At 58.6% G+C, this 15,582-nt stretch carries 15 protein-coding genes and 1 pseudogene; 9 read left to right on the forward strand and 7 right to left on the reverse strand.

Annotated elements, in window-relative coordinates; all coding sequences use genetic code 11:
- Window positions 1–35 precede the first annotated feature (35 nt).
- The 3 genes from IQ265_RS03400 to IQ265_RS03410 form a co-directional block, all read right to left on the reverse strand.
- Window positions 36–518, reverse strand: a complete 483-nt coding sequence (locus IQ265_RS03400) for a photosystem I reaction center subunit XI (protein ID WP_194050789.1) — start codon at window positions 516–518, stop codon at window positions 36–38.
- A 148-nt stretch (window positions 519–666) separates the two neighbouring features.
- Window positions 667–792 carry a photosystem I reaction center subunit IX gene (psaJ, locus tag IQ265_RS03405; RefSeq protein ID WP_194050790.1) on the reverse strand — a complete coding sequence of 42 codons (126 nt, stop codon included), beginning with the start codon at window positions 790–792 and terminating at the stop codon, window positions 667–669.
- 51 nt (window positions 793–843) lie between these two features.
- The gene (locus IQ265_RS03410) at window positions 844–1,344 is read right to left on the reverse strand and encodes a Photosystem I reaction center subunit III (protein WP_194050791.1); all 501 of its coding nucleotides are present in this window, start codon (window positions 1,342–1,344) and stop codon (window positions 844–846) included.
- A 194-nt stretch (window positions 1,345–1,538) separates the two neighbouring features.
- Here IQ265_RS03410 and tsaD point away from each other — a divergent pair, with 194 nt between their 5' ends.
- The 3 genes from tsaD to IQ265_RS03425 all read left to right on the forward strand — a co-directional run bounded on the left by tsaD (window position 1,539) and on the right by IQ265_RS03425 (window position 3,605).
- Window positions 1,539–2,660 (forward strand): tRNA (adenosine(37)-N6)-threonylcarbamoyltransferase complex transferase subunit TsaD, encoded by a 1,122-nt coding sequence (gene tsaD / locus IQ265_RS03415; RefSeq protein WP_228037537.1) that lies wholly within the window; start codon window positions 1,539–1,541, stop codon window positions 2,658–2,660.
- A 71-nt stretch (window positions 2,661–2,731) separates the two neighbouring features.
- Entirely contained in the window at window positions 2,732–3,133 is a 402-nt protein-coding gene (locus tag IQ265_RS03420; RefSeq protein WP_194050792.1) for a protein disulfide isomerase family protein, read from the forward strand.
- Window positions 3,134–3,290: 157 nt separating this feature from the next.
- Window positions 3,291–3,605: a metal-sensitive transcriptional regulator gene (locus IQ265_RS03425; RefSeq protein WP_194051114.1), complete on the forward strand. Its 315-nt coding sequence runs from the start codon at window positions 3,291–3,293 to the stop codon at window positions 3,603–3,605.
- A gap of 18 nt (window positions 3,606–3,623) precedes the next feature.
- Here the strand turns inward: IQ265_RS03425 and IQ265_RS03430 are convergent, their stop codons facing one another.
- Together IQ265_RS03430 and IQ265_RS03435 are read right to left on the reverse strand one after the other, a co-directional pair.
- Window positions 3,624–4,145: a hypothetical protein gene (locus IQ265_RS03430; protein ID WP_228037538.1), complete on the reverse strand. Its 522-nt coding sequence runs from the start codon at window positions 4,143–4,145 to the stop codon at window positions 3,624–3,626.
- Between the two features lie 60 nt (window positions 4,146–4,205).
- Window positions 4,206–5,774, reverse strand: coding sequence for an adenylate/guanylate cyclase domain-containing protein (locus IQ265_RS03435; RefSeq protein WP_194050793.1), 1,569 nt, complete (start codon window positions 5,772–5,774; stop codon window positions 4,206–4,208).
- 430 nt (window positions 5,775–6,204) lie between these two features.
- Between IQ265_RS03435 and acs the strand changes: the two genes are divergently transcribed.
- The 3 genes from acs (at window position 6,205) to IQ265_RS03450 (ending at window position 10,645) form a co-directional block, all read left to right on the forward strand.
- Window positions 6,205–8,172, forward strand: a complete 1,968-nt coding sequence (gene acs, locus IQ265_RS03440; protein ID WP_194050794.1) for an acetate--CoA ligase — start codon at window positions 6,205–6,207, stop codon at window positions 8,170–8,172.
- 1,226 nt (window positions 8,173–9,398) lie between these two features.
- Window positions 9,399–9,779, forward strand: a complete 381-nt coding sequence (locus IQ265_RS03445) for an AbrB family transcriptional regulator (RefSeq protein ID WP_194050795.1) — start codon at window positions 9,399–9,401, stop codon at window positions 9,777–9,779.
- A gap of 65 nt (window positions 9,780–9,844) precedes the next feature.
- Entirely contained in the window at window positions 9,845–10,645 is an 801-nt protein-coding gene (locus IQ265_RS03450; RefSeq protein WP_194050796.1) for a CPBP family intramembrane glutamic endopeptidase, read from the forward strand.
- Here the strand turns inward: IQ265_RS03450 and cbiE are convergent.
- Together cbiE and IQ265_RS03460 are read right to left on the reverse strand one after the other, a co-directional pair.
- On the reverse strand, window positions 10,628–11,911 hold the full coding sequence (cbiE, locus tag IQ265_RS03455; protein ID WP_194050797.1) for a precorrin-6y C5,15-methyltransferase (decarboxylating) subunit CbiE: 1,284 nt from the start codon (window positions 11,909–11,911) through the stop codon (window positions 10,628–10,630). The genes IQ265_RS03450 and cbiE overlap by 18 nt on opposite strands.
- Window positions 11,908–12,525, reverse strand: coding sequence for a precorrin-8X methylmutase (locus tag IQ265_RS03460; protein ID WP_194050798.1), 618 nt, complete (start codon window positions 12,523–12,525; stop codon window positions 11,908–11,910). Before IQ265_RS03460 ends, cbiE begins: the two co-directional genes overlap by 4 nt.
- A 186-nt stretch (window positions 12,526–12,711) precedes the next feature.
- Between IQ265_RS03460 and holA the strand changes: the two are divergent.
- The 3 genes and pseudogenes from holA to obgE all read left to right on the forward strand — a co-directional run.
- A pseudogene (gene holA / locus IQ265_RS03465) lies at window positions 12,712–13,701 on the forward strand (DNA polymerase III subunit delta); the annotation flags it as partial.
- Window positions 13,702–13,899: 198 nt separating this feature from the next.
- Complete coding sequence (locus tag IQ265_RS03470; protein WP_194050799.1) at window positions 13,900–14,427, forward strand: DUF4168 domain-containing protein; 528 nt, start codon at window positions 13,900–13,902, stop codon at window positions 14,425–14,427.
- Window positions 14,427–15,461, forward strand: coding sequence for a GTPase ObgE (gene obgE / locus IQ265_RS03475; protein WP_194050800.1), 1,035 nt, complete (start codon window positions 14,427–14,429; stop codon window positions 15,459–15,461). The genes IQ265_RS03470 and obgE overlap by 1 nt, the downstream gene beginning before the upstream one ends.
- The last annotated feature ends 121 nt before the right edge of the window (window positions 15,462–15,582 follow it).

Below are 15,582 nucleotides of genomic sequence, written 5' to 3' on the forward strand. Positions count from 1 at the left end.
CTGACGCTTACAGAATACGGATTGCAGAGGCAAGCTTAGCTATGACCACCGCTAACTAGGGTAGTCAGAATAGGCAAATTAGCCGCCAGCAGGTAGGCGAAGGTAGCTCCGCCAATGCCGCCGATTAAAAAGCTGCCGGCAAACTCGCTCCAGCCCTCGTCCGTTTCGAGGCTAGCGGGAGGGGGGAATGGGCTGGTGGCTCTAGTAACGGAGTGGTTAAGGCCAGAACCTGAGTAAATTGAGAGGCAGGCGGTCAAAATGACGATCAGTCCCGCGGCGCTCAGCAACCCGGCCAAGCCAGGAATGTCAGAATCGCGCAGGGGGCCGAGCAGAGCAAAGGGACCGTAGAGGAAATAACCGTGGGCCATGCCAATCTCTAAACCGCGCCGCTGGGGGGAAAGCCCCTTCCGGTAGGCGGGCAGATTGCCAATGAAGGCTTTGGAAAATCCAGAGGAATTAATCGGCGTTTCTAAGTTGCCGATTTGTGGATCCCCAGCGGGCTGAATAGCTTCTGTCATAGGGGGTTTCTCCAACTCAAATAAAGTCACAGCAAATGGAAAAGACGGTTTTTAGACGCCGCTAAGTCTCCAAAAACCATCTTTCAAGCAGCATACTCAAAGTGACCGCAAAGCGTCCTGAGCAGGACGACTGAGCAAAATCTCTACCCTAAGGATGCAGCAGCAAATCGGGAAAGAAGCGGTTGAACTCAATCAAAATACCGGCAGTAATCACCAACCAAACGGTGGCGAGCACCGGAGCAGCCGATAGATACCGAAGCAGGTTGTTGTCCATGGTCTAATTAGTTCTCCTGGAGCGTTGTTCTGGGAGCAAGCGAGGGGTTACCTAGCGAGGAGATACGGTGATCTCGTCGTCTTTGGCAAACATGGCCCCACTGACAATGTCTTTGAAAGCGGTCAAGGGCCAGGCAAACCCAGTCAGAGCAGTCTTGATGGCCAGGGGCACATCAATAATGATCTCCTTGTCTTCGGGGTTCTTCTGACCACGTACCGTGATCAGGTAAGCCCGACCAACCCAGCCAATCCAGCCCGCGATGTACAGAAATAGCAGGCTAGGAATCAAAAACTCTCCGGCATGGGCCAGGTCGCCGTCTACCACCAGGTGGGGCAGACCGTCGCTGCCGCACAACAGAGTAGAGCTACCGTAAAAGTCGAACCGAGCCTTTGCCGAATCTGTTTTGGCATTGGCGGCCCGCTTTAGAAAAGCTTCATTTTGGCCACAGGGGGTGAGCCCGGCCACATTGTCGCCAGCTAGGCTAGCGGAGGCCGGGGGGGCAAACCCGAACCAGAGAAACACTACAAGCGCTACAGCAAAAAACCGTCGCATAAACTGTTCCTTTTAATTACCTAAGAAACTAGGGCGATTTGAACGCAAAGTTAAGTTTTTTGAACAAAAATTCACCCAACTTGGTCGCCATAATACCGCGCAGCCGAACCACCGTAAAGCTAAGATCGATGGGGTGTTTACATCTCTACAAATTACAACCCGGCTTACGTTAGTTCCTCCTGAGCGGCAATCCAATGGCGACAATCTTAGCTCTAGAAACCAGCTGTGACGAAACGGCCGTGGCGGTGGTGCGCGATCGCACTATTCTGAGCACCGTCGTCGCGTCTCAAATCGACATTCACCAGCCCTATGGCGGCATCGTGCCTGAGGTGGCCTCGCGGTACCACGTCGCCACCCTGGGCGAGGGTCTGCGCATGGCGCTGGAGCAGGCTGGGCTGGGCTGGGCCGACATCGATGCTGTGGCCGCCACCTGCGCACCGGGCCTGGTGGGGGCGCTGCTGGTGGGGCTGACCGCCGGCAAAACCCTGGCTATGGTGCACCACAAGCCGTTTTTGGGGGTGCACCACCTGGAGGGGCACATCTACGCCAACTACCTGGCCAGCCCCGACCTCCAGCCGCCCTACCTGTGCCTGCTGGTATCGGGAGGGCACACCAGCCTCATCTACGTCAAAGCCTGCGGCCAGTACCAAACCCTGGGCCAAACCCGCGACGATGCAGCGGGCGAAGCCTTTGATAAAGTCGCCCGGCTGCTGGGGTTGGGCTACCCCGGCGGCCCCGCGATCGATAAACTGGCCCAGGCCGGTAACCCCAAAGCCTTTCCCCTGCCCGAAGGCAACATTTCGCTGCCAGAGGGAGGCTTTCACCCCTACGACTCCAGCTTTAGCGGGCTAAAGACGGCGGTGCTGCGGCTGGTCGAAAAACTCAAAGCCGAGGGGGTAGACCCGCTGCCCGTCGCCGACCTGGCCGCTAGCTTTCAGGCCACGGTGGCCCGCAGTCTGACTCGGCGAGTGGTGGCCTGTGCCCAGGCCTACGGCCTCACCACGGTGGCGGTAGGCGGTGGAGTGGCGGCCAACAGTGGCCTGCGCCAGCAGCTCCAGCAGGCGGCTGAGGCCCACGGCCTGCGGGTGATCTTTCCGCCCCTGAGTTTGTGTACCGACAACGCCGCCATGATCGGCTGTGCCGCCGCCGACCACCTCAACCACGGCCATCGGTCGAGTCTGGGGCTGGGAGCCCAGTCGCGACTCGACCTGGCGCGAGTGATGGAACTCTACGGTTCCAACCCAGAGTGCGCATCTGGCGGCCCATTGGCGGGGCTTGGCGCTACACTGGGGGAGCAGCGGCGCGTTGCCCTATAGCGCTACGGGTAGCGCTGGCCCATAGTGTTGATCACGGCGTTGAGTTTAGGTTCAGCATTACGATGAGTTCTATGGTTCAACTTCATCCACTACGGCGCTGGCCTCACGCTGTGGGGCTAGGCGGCCTTGCTTTAACGGCGCTCGCATTTGGGTGTAGCCCCAATTCCCCAAATGCCGCTGACCCTAGCAGCTACGAAGCCCAGCTGGCCCAACACCTAGAGGCCACCGACGGAGTCATGTATGGGGCCTACTGGTGTCCCCACTGCGCCGACCAGAAGGCTATGTTCAAAGCATCTGCCGAGCGGCTGCCCTACGTAGAGTGCGCCGCCGATGGCGATAACCCCCAGCCCGAGCTTTGCCAGCAGAAGGGCATTCAGGGCTACCCTACCTGGGAGATCGGCGGTCAGCTGTACCCTGGGGTGCGATCGCTCGATGAACTGGCCGAGCTGTCAGGTTTTTCGGCCCCTCCCTAGGGTTTTGCGATCTCGGCAGGCCCCTCGTCAACCCATCGATAGTTTTAATTAACCCTGATCTGCCGCTGTCACTCACTCCTCATCACTCACTCCTCTATAGTCGCGTACCGAGCCCATACAGCCGTTGCATAACCCTAGCTCCCATCCCCACCCGCACCTGCACGAGGTCGATGTCACCGCTGACAGCAGCGCTCATCCCCACGTGCACGACCCCGAGTCGCTGCGACGCATTGTCAACCGGCTAGCCCGCATTGAGGGCCACATTCGCGGCATTAAAACGATGGTGCAGGAGAGCCGACCCTGCCCCGACGTGCTGGTGCAGATAGCGGCAGTGCGGGGAGCGCTCGATCGCGTCGCCCGGATCATTCTCGATGAGCACCTGACCGAGTGCATTGGTCGCGCCGCCGTAGACGGCAACATTGAAGAAGAAATTGCCGAGCTAAAGGCAGCCCTCGATCGCTTTTTGCCCTAGCCACCTAAGCAGGTACACCTAAGCGGGTACAAAGCGCCCGTGCTCGCGCAGCAGGCGACGCTCAAACTGACGCACCCAGTGGCTAAAGCGATCGCTCTCCTGGGCCGTAGCAAAGGTCAGCGGCTGGCGCAGCAGCAGGGCAACGTATTCTTCTTTGGTCCGCACTACGACGGCGGTTTGCTGCTCTAGCTCAATGCAGATGTGCGAGAAGCCGTCCAGCTTGAGGGATGACATCAGCAGAGACTTTAGCCCTAGCGCCTGAAATACGAGCTGCACCCAGCTGGTGCTTTCGTTGTCGGCGGTCACAAAATACTCCTGGGGTAGACCGCTGAAGTCAAAAATTGCCACCCCAACAATGTTTTCCAACATTGCCTCCTGAGCGGAGAGGGAAGACGCGGGCTGCGCCGGTACAGATGCCTTAGCCGTAGTCATAGACCCATGCAGGTGACATAAGAATACTGAGCGAAACAGGTCAGTGAGGGCTGAACTGTAGAGGAACCCCAACAGGCTTAGCATACCCGGCTGAGCCTTCGAAATCATGGTTAAAAATGCGGTTTGGAGAACTCAAGCGCCGCTAACCGGGCACGGTGGGTAGGGCGATCAGCCATACTGCGGTGTCGTGACCAGACTCTTTTGGCGCAAAAAATAGGTGCGCATGTGCCCTTTACCCTTGACCCACACCTCCCCACGCGGGTCGAGGTCGTGGGTGTCTTTGAGGCAGCGGTAGGTGGTCTCAGTCACCTGAATCTGCTCGGCCACCCCACAGGCCTCCATGCGGCTGGCGGTGTTGACCGTGTCGCCCCAGAGGTCGTAGATAAACTTTTTGGTGCCAATTACCCCGGCGACCACCGGCCCAGTGTTGATGCCAATGCGCAGCCGAAAGGACTGGCCCGTGCGATCGCTAAAGGCCTGGGCCATGGCCTGCATATCGAGGGCCATGTCGGCCACGGCCTGGGCATGGTCGTCGCGCTCGTGGGGTATGCCCCCAACCACCATGTAGGCATCGCCAATGGTTTTAATCTTTTCGAGCTGGTGCTGCTCGGCCAGATGATCAAACTGAGAAAAGATATCGTTGAGCAGCGCCACCAGGTCCTGGGGACTGAGGTGCTCGGAGAGCTGGGTAAACTCGACAATATCGGCAAACATTACCGTGACCTCGGCAAAGTGGTCGGCGATGGTGTTGCGCCCCTGCTTGAGTCGAGTGGCGATCGGCAAGGGCAAAATATTCAGCAACAGCTGCTCCGATTTTTCTTTTTCCTCCTGCAGGGCCTGACGAGCCTGCTCGCGCTCGGCCACCACACCCGCCAAGATCAGCGCCGTAAATGTCAGCACGCAGATGTAGGCCTGCAGGTGCAGGAGGGCCAAATTGTGACCTGGAGAAGACCCAACCGTTTGAACGATTCCCCAGGTGGCAATCACGGTAACTGCAGCGGAACCTAGAGCAGCCCAAAAAGGTCCTAACCGCAGCGCTGCCCACATCACTACCGGAAAAAGCACGTAGCTCAAGTCGTACTGGCGATCGGAGCCGTAGAATACATACCAGCTCAAAGCGATCAAGACGACCAGCCATAGCCCAACTAGAGGTGGCGCGTAGAAATTGCGAACCCGCTGTATACCTTGGTGCCAGGTAATCATCAGGGGAGTAATTAAAACGGCCCCGGTCACGTTGCTAATCCACCAGCTAAACCAGGCTGTGGGATAGGTCGCCCAGAGCATAGGGGTCATGAGACAAAAGTAGGTGATGCCTACCGTAGCGCTGAAAATGGCCGGAGCCACAGCCCCCAGGCCAATGAAAGCTCCGACATCTTTAATACGGGTGAGAGTGGTAATGAAACCGACCCGACGCAGCAGCCAGAGCCCAATCAGCGGCTGGAGCGTATTGTTGGCGGCAGCAACAAAATGCCAGTGCCAGGCCAGTTCGGAGGGGGAGGTAAGGGTAAACAGGAGTGAACCCAGGGTTATCCCCGGTGCCAGGGTAGCCCCCATTAGCAGTGCAACACCCTGGCTATAGCCCGCTGGCGGCCAGATGGGCAGGACAGGTTCCCCATCACCAAATAGAAGGCTGAACTGAAGGCTGAGTCTGGCGACAATGAAATACCCTACCGCCACGGCTAAAATCCTGGGCCACCCTCGTCCGAAGCGCTCGACCGACGATAAAACATTAGCCATTGATAACCTTAATGGAAATTACGACCCCTTCAGACGACTGGCTCCGGTCCACTGGAGCGCTTCGGCCTTTAGCTGGTTCAACAGTGGTAATAATGACTTTGATTAAATCAGTAGCGGGGCCAAAATCAGCCGCTCTACATTAAGTCTTAGTGTTATCTGTTTTAGGATGAGCTTTAGCCGTTGGGTCTTCAGCCCGCCCGCCCCTGGGTCTACCTTCACCGAAGTCGGATTAAACTTCGCATTGGTTTAGCTCTGTGGCCCCAGGAGCAAGGCTTTTTCTAGCTTTAGGCTGACAGGCCAAAAAACGTTAAGGAAACCATAGTCGCTGTTCAAAGGGTCGCTAAAAATCGTATGGTTTTCACAGGACACCGCCCCTCTACAGCGGCTTTCATCTACCCTATTTGTGTTCGTAAGCGACTCAGCACTGTCTATGGCTTCCCCCACCATCGAATCGGTTCTACACGAAAACCGCCTCTTTCCCCCATCCGATGGGTTTGTACAAGATGCCTCGATCAAGGGCATGGAGGAGTATCGGGCTCTGGCTGAGCGGGCGGCGGCAGACCCTGCTCAGTTTTGGGCCGATTTGGCCAGTCAGGAGCTGCACTGGTTTAAGCCTTGGGATACGGTGCTCGACTGGCAGCCTCCCTTTGCCAAGTGGTTTGTGGGCGGCAAAATCAATATTTCCTACAACTGTTTAGACCGCCACCTGACCACCTGGCGGCGCAACAAAGCCGCCCTGATTTGGGAAGGGGAACCGGGCGACAGTCGCACCCTCACCTACGCGCAGCTGCACCGGGAGGTGTGCCAGGTAGCCAACGTGCTGAAGGGGCTGGGGGTGCAAAAGGGCGATCGCGTCGGCATCTACATGCCGATGGTGCCCGAGGCGGCGATCGCTATGCTGGCCTGTGCCCGCATTGGTGCCCCCCACACCGTTATCTTTGGCGGCTTTAGCGCCGAGGCCCTCAAAGATCGCCTCAACGACGCCGAGGCCAAGGTAGTGATCACCGCCGACGGCGGCTTCCGCAAAGACAAGGTGGTGCCGCTCAAAGCCGCCGTCGATCAGGCTCTAGAGGGCGGCGGCGTACCCAGCGTCTCTAGCGTGCTGGTGGTGCAGCGCACCAAAGAAGATATCTCGATGGTGGAGGGGCGCGACCACTGGTGGCACGAGCTGCAGGCCACCGCCTCGGCCCACTGCCCGCCTGAAGAAATGGACGCCGAAGATCTGCTGTTTATTCTTTACACCAGCGGCACCACGGGCAAACCCAAGGGGGTGGTGCACACCACGGGCGGCTACAACCTCTACACCCACACCACCTTCAAATGGGCCTTCGACATCAAAGACACCGATGTCTACTGGTGCACCGCCGATGTGGGCTGGATTACCGGCCACAGCTACATTGTCTACGGCCCGCTGTCGAATGGGGCGACCACGATGATGTACGAAGGGGTGCCCCGGCCCTCAAACCCCGGCTGCTTTTGGGATGTGATTGAGAAGTACGGTGTCACCATTTTCTACACCGCGCCTACGGCCATTCGCGCCTTTATTAAAATGGGCGACGCGCTGCCCAAGGCCCGCGATCTGTCGTCGCTGCGGCTGCTGGGCACGGTGGGCGAACCGATTAATCCCGAAGCCTGGATGTGGTACCACCAGGTGATCGGCGGCGAGCGCTGCCCGATAGTTGATACCTGGTGGCAGACGGAGACCGGCGGCTTTATGATTACGCCGCTGCCAGGGGCGATCGCCACTAAACCTGGCTCAGCCACCCTGCCCTTCCCCGGTATTTTGGCCGACGTTGTGGATTTGGAAGGCAACCCCGTGGCCCCCGGCGAGGGCGGCTACCTGGTGATCAAGCACCCCTGGCCCAGCATGATGCGCACGGTCTACGGCGACGACGATCGCTTTCGTCGCACCTACTGGGAGCACATTGCCCCGGTCGATGGCCAGTATCTCTACTTTGCTGGCGATGGGGCGCGTAAAGACGCCGATGGCTACTTTTGGGTGATGGGCCGCGTAGACGACGTGATCAATGTGTCGGGTCACCGCCTGGGCACCATGGAAGTGGAGTCGGCGCTTGTCTCGCACCCCGCCGTGGCCGAGGCCGCTGTGGTGGGCCGCAAGGACGAGGTCAAGGGCGAAGACATTTTCGCCTTTGTCATTTTAGAGGGCCAGTACAGCCCCAGCGACGAGCTGAAGCAGACCCTCAAGCAGCACGTGGTGAACGAAATCGGCGCGATCGCCCGCCCCGGCGAAATTCAGTTTGCCGATGCTCTGCCCAAAACGCGATCGGGCAAGATTATTCGCCGCTTTTTGCGCAATTTGGCCAGCGGCGAGGCGATCGCAGGCGATGCCTCCACCATGGAAGACCAAAGCGTGCTCGATCAGCTGCGCCAGAGCTAACGCTGGTGTCCTGAGCCTTTTGGTCAGAACTGATGACCTGTACAAGCGCGAGTTGTGCCAAACCCAATTGATATTGGGATTAGCTCCGGTGCGTCGCGCCTGGCGGTGACGCACCCCACCAATCATTGAAGGTACCAACCTAACCAACCTAGCGACACCAATCAGGGGGGAAGTATTGGTTGAGAACTGCCCGTGAGAACGCTCTGCGACAGAACTTGATGCGAGGGTGTTGACAACGCCAACCCGCACAGTAACCGCCTCTGCTCAGGCTTGGGGTTTGTGGACGAGCAATTCAAATTCGATGCCTCAGTTCATCCCCAAGAAGCAGTTTGTCAGGCGTTCAGCTAGCTCCTGAGCAGATTGCGAGTGCTTAAACAAAACTTGGGAGTTTTCACGGATGCCGAGCTGCTCTTGGTGTAGATACCCGTGATCGACCAGCTGAATTTCCCTTTAGAGAAAAGCGCCTGCGATCGCGCTTCTATAGCCTGTTTCTCTAGAGCCGCTCCAACATCGTCAGGCGACAAACTTGCTTTTGGCAGTAGCGAAAGGCCGCCTCAAAACGCTGACAAGTTAACCTTAGCCATCTTTGATCAACAGATCTACGCCTTAGGATAGATGCCGCTGTGCCTGCCCTAGAAAATTGAGTCTTTGAAACCTGATTACTGCAGAAACATGATATTGACCTCTCGCCGAAAATTTTGTTGGGAACGATTGACTGACGCCATCAATGCCATTGACTTAAAGCTCAACCCCTGATGTTTAGAGACCGGATAGCTTAAGCAGAAAGCCACTTCTGACCGGAAAGCAGCTCAACAGCTATGAAATGAAGAATAGAGCCAGAGCTACTAGATTGGGCCGCTACTGCGTACAAATCAGTTCAGTACTGGTCAACCCGAAAAAATTTGAGCTGACTCAGCATTTGCCCTGCCGCTGTAGGGCAAACTAACGGTGCTATGGCCGCATTCAAGCAGAAGCTTTTCTCAAGTCGTCTAGCCAAAGGAAAATCAATGGTATGTGGAGATAATCAGCAAAAGCTCGTCAAAACTATTTGTTATTTTCGGGTGACAGCTTTTGACGCTATGACTATAATTGGTGGTGTGAACGGGCAGATTTGTTTGCTAATATTCATTTGCTATTGCTTACTGGTTGTTAACCTTATTTGCGGGTTGACCCACTATTTTTCATTTTCTAGCTTCACGTCTTACCATAAGGATTTCTACTGAACAATGGCCGAAAAACCCACACCCCTGACCGGTAAAGCACTGCTGCAGAAGGTCAAGGACCTTTCCAACCTCACCAAGCGCGAAACTGCCAAAGCATGTGGTTACTACACCCTTACTAAAGACAATCAGGCGCGGGTCAATCTGTCTGGCTTTTACGATGCGCTGCTAGAGGCCAAAGGCATCAATCTTGATCCTGAAAGCAGCAGGGATGGCCGAGGGCGCGAACCCACTTATCGGGTGAGTGTCCACAAGAATGGTCAAATTGTTATTGGGGCTACCTACACACAAGAAATGGGCCTCAAGTCTGGCGATGAGTTTGAAATTAAGCTGGGCTACAAGCACATTCACCTCAAGCAGCTTGATGCCGACTCAGACGAAGAATAGTACGGGTCTACTATGCTGAATTTGACGGTGAACATGTTGGCGATCGCCCATCTAATTGTTTTTTTTTGAGCTGGATCGCCCTGGGCATTCCAGCTAGTTTGCTGGTTGCTCGTATTGGTCAAATTCCGCTGACGTATCCGGTTGCGCCTCAGCACAAGCTGCCCCTGCTGCTGCCGCTATACCTATTAGCGCCGGTAGCCGTCGAGGTGCATCGCCGCCTGGAGGCGGGGGCCTGGTCTGACTACGGCATTGCCTGGAATCAGTCCTTTGGCTGGTTGATGGTGGTGGGCTTTGCGATCGCGGCAGGTGGCGTAGTTGCGCTCGTCGCGCTACAGCTGAGCTTAGGCTGGCGCAGATGGCGATCCCCAATTGCTCCACCACATTCTGAGGTGCCAGGGCCTAACCCCGAAAGTGCAGGTCCTTCGCCGGGGGTAGTGCTGCTTGCAGTGCTGCCCCTGGCGCTGTTTGTGGGCTGGATTGAAGAACTGGTCTTTCGGGGCGTGCTGGTGAATGGGCTGGCGCAAGCTTGGCCCGTTTGGCTGATGGCGATCGCCGTCAGCCTGATTTTTGCCGTCTCTCACCTGGTGTGGGATGGCCCCGCCGGAGCACCTCAGCTGCCCGGCCTAGCGGTGATGGGGGCGGTGCTGCTGCTGGCCCGCTGGGTAGCTGGGGGCAGTCTGGGACTGGCCTGGGGGCTGCACGCAGGCTGGGTGTTTGCGATCGCCGCGATCGATGCCCTGGCCTTGCTCAAGCCCGGTCAAGACGGCCCCCTGTGGCTGGTGGGGCTACCCGACCAGCCGCTGACCGGGGTACTGCCCCTGGGGCTGCTGGGGCTGACCGGACTAGGGCTATGGCTGTTTGGGTGACAGCGAGATCAGCGTAATCGGCGTCAGCGGCTGCCAGCGGGTGAGCGAGCCAACCCGCACACCATGCTGGACCTGAATTTGGCGCAGTTGAACCGACCATGGCTGTGGGCTGGTGGCGGTGCCATCGGCCCAGGCGAGTACCGCGCCTATGTGCTCCAGGGTGGCCAGGGCCAGGACGATGTGCCCCTGAGGCCGGAGGCGGCACGCCCCCAGGTCGAGAATGTTGCTCAGGTGACCGCCGCTGCCGCCGATAAAAATGCGATCGGGGTCGGGCAAAGCGGCTAGCGCTGCGGGCGCAGCACCATAGATGGGGTGCAGGTTGGGGCTGCCCAGGTGGCGCTGGTTCTGCTGAATCAGGCTGTGGCCAGCGGCGGTTTTTTCGATCGCATAGACCTGGGCCGTAGGGCAGAGCCGACTGAGTTCCACGCTGACAGAGCCGGTGCCCGCGCCAACATCCCAAATCACCTGCTTGGGCCTGGGGTCTAGGTCGGCCAATATTTGAATGCGAATGTCGCGCTTGGTGATTAAGCTGGGGCGATCGCTAAAGGTGGCAAAGGCGCGATCGGGCAGACCCACCAGGGGTAGATCGTCCTGGTCAAAATCGACCTGCCACCGCTGCAGCACCACGACATTGAGGCGGGCAAAGGTTGCTGAAGCAGCCTCCTCCAGCGCAAACTCGCGCACCTGTTCGTCGTCACCACCCAGGTTTTCGCACACCCACAGTCGGTAGGAACAGGGCAAGTCTAAACCCAAAACGAGCTGCCCTAGGGCGGCTGGGGTATGGGTAGGGTCGGTCAATACCGCAATCAGCTCGTCGCCTCGGCGCAGGGCGGCGATCAGGGTGTCGGTCGAGCGGCCATGGGCGCTAATTAACGTGGCTCCCTGCCAGGGCAGCTTGAGCCGACCAAAGGCCAGCTGCACCGCGCTCAGGTGGGGGTGAAAAGCGAGACTTTCAGGAGGCAAGTGTTTTAGCAGGAGCCGTCCCAGGCCAAAAAAGAGCGGGTCGCCCGAGGCCAGCACCACGGCAATACCGGATTGGCCGCTGGTCAACCACTGGCGCAAGCGGTCGAGGGTGCTCTTGAGGTCGTTGAGGGGCCACCGCTCGGCCTGCCCATCGGGGAAGTAGCTGAGCTGGCGATCGCTCCCTACCAGCACCACCGCCCGTTGGACTAGGGCCAGGGTGACCTGAGTCAGCCCCGCCTGCCCATCGAGCCCCACCCCGACCACGTGAATTGTAGGCGCTTTTGAGTTATCCGCTGAGGTCATGGCTGCTGCTCCCAAGCCAGCACCAGCAGGGCATTGAGCATAGCGGCCGCCACCGCTGAACCACCCTTGCGCCCATCGACACGAATTTGCGGCACGGCGGTCTGAGCCAGCCGCTGCTTGGAGGCCTCCACCGCCACAAAGCCGACCGGAGCACCGATCACCAGAGCGGGCTGGGCCTGGCCAATGTCAATGCGATCGCACAGCGCCATCAACGCCGTGGGCGCATTGCCAATCACCACCAGCGCGTTGGGGTACTGCTCCAGACACCGCAGCAGCCCCGTCTCGGTTCGGGTGCGCCCCGACTCCGCTGGCTCGCCCACCGCCACCGCCGTCAGCAGCGGATTTTGAAACGTGCGCTCCACCATCCCAACCACCCCCTGGCGCACCATCGTCACATCCACAATAATGGGGCCAGCTGTGGAAAGATGTTGGAGGGCAGCGGCGATCGCTCCCTCGCCAAACACCACCAAATCCTTAAATTCAAAATCAGCGGTACTGTGAATCATCCGCCGCACCACCGCGTACTCCGCTGGGGTAAACCTATGCGCCCCAAACTCCTGGTCTATTAACGCAAAGCTTTCTTCTAAAATTGGGCTTTGTACCAGCTCTGCCATAGATCCAACAATCCCGTCTTTAGAACTGCTCCCCGCAGGAGGTTTTATCATCCCACGATGCCCSGCRSGAASARRAATRSWWKGTTCAANAANTTYKSRRTYMRRRATKNNNTYGANNASYTTGMAKTYSTCSYCYATYMRSNCAYCKCSYYCYTYRSYMAYYSWYYCANCCWYYYYCTYYSMRYGCCCGCCTACTACTTCTGGGGCGACGACGACTTTGCCCTCCAACAGGCTATCCACGACCTGCGCCAGCGCACCCTCGACGAGGCCTGGGCCAGCTTCAATTACGACATCATTTCTGCTGACACCGCTACTAGCCCCGCCCAGGCGCTGAATCAGGCAATGACACCCCCCTTTGGGCAGGGGCAGCGGCTGGTGTGGCTGCAAAACACCGGCCTGGGTCAGCGCTGCCCCGAGGCGGTGCTGGCGGAGTTTGAGCGCACGCTGCCCCAGCTGCCCGACACCACGGTGCTGCTGCTCACCAGCACTGCTAAGCCCGACGGGCGAGCCAAGTTCACTAAATTTTTTAAGACCTGGGGTGAGATCCGCGAGTTTGCAACTATTCCGCCCTGGAAGACTGACCAAATTCGCCAGCAGGTGGTAACTGTAGCTCAGGCCCGAGGGATGTCTCTGGAATCTGCCACCGTCGACCTGCTGGCCGAGGCAGTGGGCAACGACACCCGACAGCTGCACCTGGAGCTAGAGAAGCTGGCTCTCTACTGGGGATCTCGCCTGCATCCCATTCCACCGACCGTAGCGACAGAATTGGTGACCATTTCTACCCAAACCAGCCTGAAGCTGGCCCAGGCGCTCAAACAGGGCGATACCCCCACGGCCCTGGCTTTAGTCAACGACCTGCTCGATCGCAACGAGCCTGCCCTGCGAATTGTCGCCACCCTGGTCAGCCAGTTTCGGCTGTGGCTGTGGCTGAAGGTGCTGATTCAGGCCGGAGTGCAGAGCGACGCCGAGGTAGCCGCCGCCGCTGAGGTGGCCAACCCCAAGCGCATTTACTTTTTAAAGCAGGAGGTGCGATCGCTGAGTTTGACCCAATTGCATCGCAGCCTGCCTTTACTACTAGAATTAGAGTCTGATCTAAAGCAGGGCCGGGATGAACGCGCTACTCTACACACAAAAGTCATAGAACTCTGCCAAGGGCTAAAGCCTGGGGGTGCATAGTCTAAGACCTGGAACTAGTGCGGGTGCTGCCCCGTCTGGGCTGAGAGCCCGTCCAGATTAACTATCTAGGCGACATACCGGGGTCGGCACTTCAGAGCCCAAGCAGATGTTTTCAATCCTTAAAACACGGTTATTGGAGCACGGTCATTGGAGCACGGGGCCATTCTGGTTAATACCAGCACAGGAGAAAAACACATAATGATTCACCGATTTATTCACCGTTTACCACTTGCAAACCCCGGCCGCAGTGCCGTTATTGCTGCGGCTGTGGCCAGTCTCAGCCTGCTAGCGGGGGCAGGGGCGCAACTGCCAACGGCGGCGGGCAACATTACCCTAGGAGCCGCCTGGGCTCAAGATAGCGGCATTCCCCAGGAACAGGTGATTGGCTACGCCACCTCGATCTTGGAGATGGATACCCCCCGCAACGAGGCGCTGAGCCAGATTCGAACGCTGCTAACCGGCACCGGGCAAGACCTCGCCAGCATCGATATGAGCTGCACTGGCACCGCCAACCTCAACCAGCTGCCCCGCAATCTGCGCAACAGCGTACGCACCATTGTGGTCAACTACTGCAACAAGGCCAGCGACATTGTAGAAGCCAACGGGTTAACGGCACGTCAGTTCAACGCGATTACAGCCGCCTATCCTCAGGATCCGGCCCTGGCGGAGCAAATTCGAGCGGCCATGATTGAGCTTCAGCAGTCTGCCAACGGCGGCACCCAGTAATGCAATTTATCGATCAAGCTGAGGTTGAGGTCATTGCGGGCGACGGCGGCGATGGCATTGTGGCGTTTCGGCGCGAGAAGTACGTGCCCGCCGGGGGGCCAGCTGGAGGCAATGGCGGCCCCGGCGGTTCGGTGTACCTAAGGGCCACGCCGCAGCTGCAGACCCTGCTCGATTTTCGCTACGCCCATCGGTTCAAAGCCGACAACGGCCAGCGAGGTGGCCCCAAGAATATGACCGGGGCGGCCGGGGCCGATCTATACCTGGAGGTACCCTGCGGTACGGCGGTGTATGACGTTGAGACCGACGAGCTGCTGGGCGACTTGGTCACTGCCGACCAGGTGCTCTGTGTGGCCGAGGGGGGCAAGGGCGGGCTGGGCAACCGCCACTTTTTAAGCAATCGCAACCGGGCTCCAGAGCACGCTCTACCGGGCTTACCGGGCGAAGAGCGCCGGCTTCGCCTGGAGCTCAAGCTGCTGGCGGAGGTGGGCATTGTGGGCCTACCCAACGCAGGCAAGTCAACCCTAATTTCAGCCCTGTCGGCGGCTCGCCCCAAAATTGCCGATTACCCGTTTACTACCCTGGTACCTAACCTTGGGGTAGTGCGCCGCCCTACCGGCGATGGCACCGTTTTTGCCGATATTCCTGGGCTAATTGAGGGGGCACACCAGGGGCTAGGGCTAGGGCACGAGTTTCTGCGCCACATTGAGCGCACCCGGCTACTGCTGCATGTGGTTGATGCCACTGCCGAGCACCCGCTTGACAACTTTCACACCATTCAGCAGGAGCTAGAGGCCTACGGCCGCGACCTCAGCGATCGCCCCCAAGTGCTGGCCCTCAACAAAGTGGATGCCCTCACCCCTGAGGTGCTAGGCGAACTGATGGGCCAGTTTGAGGGGCTGGTGCCAGGGCCAGTGTACGGCATTTCGGCGGTGGCCGGTACGGGGCTGGGGCCAATGCTGCAGCAGATCTGGACCCTGCTCGACCAGATGCCGGTGGAGGCCGTCACCTCCGAATTGCCCCAGGCCCTGACCTAGACTCGCCCACAGGGTACGACTCAGGCCGCAGCGATCGGATCGAATCATAGATAGCCAATTCTCTAGCTGGCTAATAAAGATACCGTTCGCTGCCGCCTGCCGTTACTTGAGCTGCAGTCTT

Origin of the sequence: Nodosilinea sp. LEGE 06152 (assembly GCF_015207525.1) — a bacterium.
Classification (GTDB): Bacteria; Cyanobacteriota; Cyanobacteriia; order Phormidesmidales; family Phormidesmidaceae; genus Nodosilinea.

Excerpts from the sequence above, each read along its gene's own strand:
- obgE (WP_194050800.1), top strand. The coding sequence starts at position 14,427 with ATGCAATTTATCGATCAAGCTGAGGTTGAGGTCATTGCGGGCGACGGC.
- IQ265_RS03400 (WP_194050789.1), bottom strand. The coding sequence starts at position 518 with ATGACAGAAGCTATTCAGCCCGCTGGGGATCCACAAATCGGCAACTTA.
- IQ265_RS03435 (WP_194050793.1), bottom strand. The coding sequence starts at position 5,774 with ATGGCTAATGTTTTATCGTCGGTCGAGCGCTTCGGACGAGGGTGGCCC.
- tsaD (WP_228037537.1), top strand. The coding sequence starts at position 1,539 with ATGGCGACAATCTTAGCTCTAGAAACCAGCTGTGACGAAACGGCCGTG.
- acs (WP_194050794.1), top strand. The coding sequence starts at position 6,205 with ATGGCTTCCCCCACCATCGAATCGGTTCTACACGAAAACCGCCTCTTT.
- IQ265_RS03460 (WP_194050798.1), bottom strand. The coding sequence starts at position 12,525 with ATGGCAGAGCTGGTACAAAGCCCAATTTTAGAAGAAAGCTTTGCGTTA.
- IQ265_RS03430 (WP_228037538.1), bottom strand. The coding sequence starts at position 4,145 with ATGATTTCGAAGGCTCAGCCGGGTATGCTAAGCCTGTTGGGGTTCCTC.
- IQ265_RS03410 (WP_194050791.1), bottom strand. The coding sequence starts at position 1,344 with ATGCGACGGTTTTTTGCTGTAGCGCTTGTAGTGTTTCTCTGGTTCGGG.
- cbiE (WP_194050797.1), bottom strand. The coding sequence starts at position 11,911 with ATGACCTCAGCGGATAACTCAAAAGCGCCTACAATTCACGTGGTCGGG.
- IQ265_RS03470 (WP_194050799.1), top strand. The coding sequence starts at position 13,900 with ATGATTCACCGATTTATTCACCGTTTACCACTTGCAAACCCCGGCCGC.
- psaJ (WP_194050790.1), bottom strand. The coding sequence starts at position 792 with ATGGACAACAACCTGCTTCGGTATCTATCGGCTGCTCCGGTGCTCGCC.
- IQ265_RS03420 (WP_194050792.1), top strand. The coding sequence starts at position 2,732 with ATGGTTCAACTTCATCCACTACGGCGCTGGCCTCACGCTGTGGGGCTA.
- IQ265_RS03445 (WP_194050795.1), top strand. The coding sequence starts at position 9,399 with ATGGCCGAAAAACCCACACCCCTGACCGGTAAAGCACTGCTGCAGAAG.